The 4,534-nt window shown below is 67.1% G+C and carries 4 protein-coding genes and 1 pseudogene; 2 read left to right on the top strand and 3 right to left on the bottom strand.

All coding sequences use genetic code 11. The annotated features are described in order from the left end of the window. Positions 1–232: 232 nt before the first annotated feature. Together I0Q12_RS26860 and I0Q12_RS26855 are read right to left on the bottom strand one after the other, a co-directional pair. Positions 233–643 carry a Zn-ribbon domain-containing OB-fold protein gene (locus I0Q12_RS26860; protein WP_197256387.1) on the bottom strand — a complete coding sequence of 137 codons (411 nt, stop codon included), beginning with the start codon at positions 641–643 and terminating at the stop codon, positions 233–235. Continuing rightward, positions 640–1,377 (bottom strand): alpha/beta fold hydrolase, encoded by a 738-nt coding sequence (locus tag I0Q12_RS26855; protein WP_197256385.1) that lies wholly within the window; start codon positions 1,375–1,377, stop codon positions 640–642. The genes I0Q12_RS26860 and I0Q12_RS26855 overlap by 4 nt, the downstream gene beginning before the upstream one ends. Positions 1,378–1,603: 226 nt before the next feature. Between I0Q12_RS26855 and I0Q12_RS26850 the strand changes: the two genes are divergently transcribed. Beyond that, positions 1,604–2,212, top strand: a complete 609-nt coding sequence (locus tag I0Q12_RS26850; protein ID WP_197256383.1) for a bifunctional 2-polyprenyl-6-hydroxyphenol methylase/3-demethylubiquinol 3-O-methyltransferase UbiG — start codon at positions 1,604–1,606, stop codon at positions 2,210–2,212. Between the two features lie 94 nt (positions 2,213–2,306). Then, positions 2,307–4,142 carry an acyl-CoA dehydrogenase gene (locus I0Q12_RS26845; protein ID WP_197256381.1) on the top strand — a complete coding sequence of 612 codons (1,836 nt, stop codon included), beginning with the start codon at positions 2,307–2,309 and terminating at the stop codon, positions 4,140–4,142. Between the two features lie 136 nt (positions 4,143–4,278). Here the strand turns inward: I0Q12_RS26845 and I0Q12_RS34020 are convergent. After that, a pseudogene (locus tag I0Q12_RS34020) lies at positions 4,279–4,534 on the bottom strand (alcohol dehydrogenase); the annotation flags it as partial.

Below are 4,534 nucleotides of genomic sequence, written 5' to 3'. Positions count from 1 at the left end.
CCGGCCGGGCCACTCGAAGTCACGTATGGCACTGCTGTCGAAGAGTTTTCAACCCTCCAGGGCGCTCCGGGCGGGGGGTCGACGTCGACACCGCGACCCGTCCGGAACCGACAGCACGAAGTGTTGCCCTGTGCGTCTAGGTTCCGGAGGCATGGGATTCGTTGCGGTACGCGTCATCACGCGATCAGGCGGCGTGGGCCGACCGCACCACCGCCACCCACCGCATGGCCCGTTATGCGGCGATGTTTCCGGGTCGGGCAGAAGCGGAACGACATGGCTCGAAGATCGGGAATCTCTCCCCCGGTTGGGTGCACCGGAAATACACCCTCACCGGCCGATCGGGCGACACCGGAAGCGCACCGTCGATCCACGAATAGACCCACGGGCCCTCGTCGAGTTCGACGATGGCGATCACCGACGGGCACGGCGCGTCGCACACCGGGTCGGGTGCGCGGTCGGCGGTCCGGCACGAGACGATCACTCCCACGCCGGCCGAGTCGACAGGCTCGAGGTCGCCGTGGCCGCACGAGTGGCAGGAGACGGTCAGGGGCGGGAGCAGCACGGCGCAGTCCCGGCATTTCCAGATGACGAGTTTCCCGCCTCGCGTGGTCATGCGCCCGCGACCGGAGACAGGGGCGGTCATGCCGCGACCTCGACAGGGAACCCGCCCAGGACGGTGCGCATCGCGTTGCCGAAGTATTCCGGGTCCGAGAGCAGCCATTCGTGTCCGCCCGGGACGGTGAACACCGGCGGACTCCCCAGCAGTCGGCGCAGAGATTCGAGGCTCGCCCGCGGCACCCGACGGTCTCCGCGGCTCCACAGCAGTGAGACCGGCAGGCGTCGCTCCGCGAGCCGGGTCAGCTCAGCGGTCGGCTCCCGGCCTCGGGCCGTCCGGTCGAGGCGTCCGGCTCCGTCGCGATCGCCGTCGTCGGACACGCCATCGAACCTCGTGCCGCCGACGGGGTTCACCAGGACGAGTCGCGTCACGCGATCCGGATGATCGTGGGCGGCCCGGATCGCCAGCGCCCCGCCGAACGAGTGCCCGACGAGGGTCACGGGACCGAGTCCGGCCGCCTCGAGGAACCGGCCGAGCCAGCTCGAGCAGTCCGCCAGCATCCGCTCCTCGAGGGGGCTGCCGGGCGCTGCCGCGAACCCCGGTATCGCCGGGGCATACACCCGCGCGCTGCGGGCCAGCGTCGCCAGCGCATGCCGGTACGTCCAGGGCGTCGACCCGCATTCGGGGAGGAAGACCACCGGCGTTCCCCGCCCGAGGACCCCGCACATCTCCGCACGGGCGTCGACGTGAACGGTGGACCAGTGCATCGTCGGATGGGAACCGTCTGCAAGGAGCATCGGCGAGCGGTGGGGGTAGCGCATCGAGTGAACCTTCGTCGAGCTGGTGAGGCACCTCACACGATGCCGCCCGGGCTGCGGAAAGGCGACGGTCGTTATACCCGCGGGCATACCTGTTTTTCCGAAAGAAGGAAACCGGTCGGTCCCGAAAAAGCGTCGAACCGGACTTGTCGTCGTTCACCACCTGCATATACACCGTCGAGCGCGTAACCGGCTTGCACCCGGGTACCGCGTGGCATAGGAGAAATGCATGGACGCACAGGATTGGGACGAACGGTACGCGGCGGCGGACATGGTGTGGGGTACTCCGCCGAATCCCGTCGTCGTCGAGTTCACCGCGGCGCTGCCACAAGGACGAGCGCTGGATCTGGCGTGCGGCGAGGGCCGGCACTCGTTGTGGCTCGCTACGCGCGGGTGGGAGGTCGACGGTGTCGACTTCTCCGGCGTCGCGCTCGAGAAGGCCCGGCGGATCGCCGCTCAGGCGCCCAAGCGCAGCCGTGATCGCCTGCGCTACATCCAGAAGGATGTGACCCAGGACCCTTTCGACGGTGAATATGACCTGATTCTCTCGGTATTCCTCCACCTCCCCGCACCACAGCGCGCGAGCCTGATCGACAATGCGATCAATTCCCTGAAACCTGATGGAATCCTCATATTTCTGGGCCACGATTCGACTAATCCCACACTCGGAACCGGAGGCCCTCGGAACCCCGAAATCCTCTACACCCCAACGGATATAGTGGACGAGATCGACGGCCGGCTGGAAATTGTCGTCGCCGAAAGGAGGGCCCGGGAAACTGATTCCGGAACTGCTGTCGACGCCCTTGTCGTCGCGCGGAAATCCGCCCTTGGCAGTTAGTTGCCTGGCGAGTAACATAGGGATGTTACCGACGAGTAATAACTTGGGCGGTACTTGACACCGCAGCTCGACCGCACCGCACTGGGAGACACAGATGGGCCATTACAAGAGCAACCTCCGCGACCTCGAGTTCAATCTGTTCGAGGTCCTGAAGATCCAGACGCTCCTCGAGGCCGGCAAGTTCGGCGATCTCGACGAGGACACCGCCCGAGGCATCCTGGCAGAGGTCAAGGCCCTCGCCGAGGGTCCGGCCGCCGAAGCCTTCGCCGACACCGATCGCAACCCCCCTGTGTTCGACCCCGAGACCCACTCCGTCTCCCTCCCCGAAGGCTTCAAGAAGGCGTTCCGGGCCTGGTGGGACGCGGGTTACTGGTCCATGGGTATCCCCGAGGAGATCGGCGGCACCGACGCGCCGCGCGCGCTGCTGTGGGCCTCCAACGAGATGATGCTCGGCGCCCAGCCGGCCGCCTTCATGTACGCCGCGGGCCCCGCCTTCGCCGGTGTCCTCTTCGAGAACGGCACCGACGAGCAGAAGAAGTGGGCGGCCACCTGCGTCGAGCGCGGCTGGGGCTCCACCATGGTGCTGACCGAACCCGACGCGGGCTCCGACGTCGGCGCCGGCCGCACCAAGGCGATCAGGCAGGACGACGGCTCCTGGCACATCGAGGGCGTCAAGCGGTTCATCACCTCCGCCGACTCCGACGACCTGTTCGAGAACATCTTCCACCTGGTCCTGGCCCGCCCCGAGGGCGGCAAGCCGGGCACCAAGGGCCTGTCGCTGTTCTTCGTCCCGAAGTTCCACTTCGACTTCGAGAAGAACGAGCTCGGCGAGCGCAACGGCGTGTTCGTCACCAACGTCGAGCACAAGATGGGCCTGAAGGCCTCCGCGACCTGTGAGGTCACCTTCGGCGGCCACGGCGTCCCCGCCAAGGGCTGGCTCGTCGGCGAGGTCCACGACGGCATCGCCCAGATGTTCGACGTCATCGAACACGCCCGCATGATGGTCGGCACCAAGGCCATCGCCACGCTGTCCACCGGCTACCTCAACGCCCTCGACTACGCCAAGGAGCGCGTGCAGGGCGCCGACATCACGCAGATGGCGGACAAGACCGCGCCGCGCGTGACGATCACCCACCACCCCGACGTCCGCCGCTCGCTGGCGATGCAGAAGGCCTACGCCGAGGGTCTGCGCGCCGTGTACCTGTACACCGCCGCTCACCAGGACGCCGTGGTCGCCGAGCAGGTCTCCGGCGCCGACGCCGACCTCGCGCACCGCATCAACGATCTGCTGCTGCCGATCGTCAAGGGTTGCGGTTCGGAGCGCGCCTACCTGTACCTGACCGATTCGCTGCAGACCCTCGGTGGCTCGGGCTTCCTGCAGGACTACCCGATCGAGCAGTACATCCGCGACTCGAAGATCGACTCGCTGTACGAGGGCACCACCGCCATCCAGGCGCAGGACTTCTTCTTCCGCAAGATCGCCCGCGACCGCGGTGTCGCCCTGGCGCACGTCGCCGGCCAGATCAAGCAGTTCATCGACTCGGATTCGGCCGACGAGCGCCTCAAGCCCGAGCGCGCCCTGCTGGCCACCGCGCTCGAGGACGTGCAGGCCATGACCGCGACCCTCACCGGTTTCCTCATGGGCGCCCAGGAGCAGCCGACCGAGCTCTACAAGGTCGGACTCGGCTCGGTGCGCTACCTGCTCGCGTTCGGCGACCTGCTCATCGGCTGGCTGCTCCTGAAGCAGGCCGAGATCGCGCTCGCCGCGCTCGATACCGGCGCCGACGAGAAGGACGTTCCGTTCTACAAGGGCAAGGTCGGGATCGCGTCGTTCTTCGCCAAGAACGTGCTGCCCGAGCTGACCGCGGCGCGCAGCATCATCGCCAACGTCGACACCGACATCATGGAGCTCGACGAAGCGGCGTTCTGATCGAGCCGCCCGGGCGGACGAGCCCGGAGGGTTGACACGCTGTGGCCCCCACCGGATTCCCGGTGGGGGCCACTGCTGCGCTCCGCGCCGGTGTGCACAACTGGCGCCCGGAACCGCCACAAAGGCACACGGGGTGTCAGAAGACGACGACCCCGCGCAGGTTTCGGCCCGCGTGCATGTCGGCGAAGCCCTGGGCGATGTCGTCGAGCTTGTAGGTGGTGGTGATCAGCTCGTCGAGCTTCAGCTTCCCGGACGTATACAGGTCGATCATCCACGGGATGTCGGCGGTTGGTGTGGATGCGCCGAAAAGCGAACCCTGAAGCCGCTTCTGGTAGAGCACCAGTTCCATCGGACTGATCGGGATTCCGACGTCGGTCATCTTGCCGAGACCG

Source organism: Rhodococcus sp. CX (genome assembly GCF_015865005.1).
GTDB lineage: Bacteria > Actinomycetota > Actinomycetes > Mycobacteriales > Mycobacteriaceae > Rhodococcus.
The sequence above is the reverse complement of the archived record's forward strand: the minus strand, read 5'-3'. Positions and strand labels throughout refer to the sequence as shown.

What these genes read in the sequence shown, in the direction of transcription:
- I0Q12_RS26860 (WP_197256387.1), bottom strand. Translation starts at nt 643, where the DNA reads ATGACCGCCCCTGTCTCCGGTCGCGGGCGCATGACCACGCGAGGCGGG.
- I0Q12_RS26845 (WP_197256381.1), top strand. Translation starts at nt 2,307, where the DNA reads ATGGGCCATTACAAGAGCAACCTCCGCGACCTCGAGTTCAATCTGTTC.
- I0Q12_RS26850 (WP_197256383.1), top strand. Translation starts at nt 1,604, where the DNA reads ATGGACGCACAGGATTGGGACGAACGGTACGCGGCGGCGGACATGGTG.
- I0Q12_RS26855 (WP_197256385.1), bottom strand. Translation starts at nt 1,377, where the DNA reads ATGCGCTACCCCCACCGCTCGCCGATGCTCCTTGCAGACGGTTCCCAT.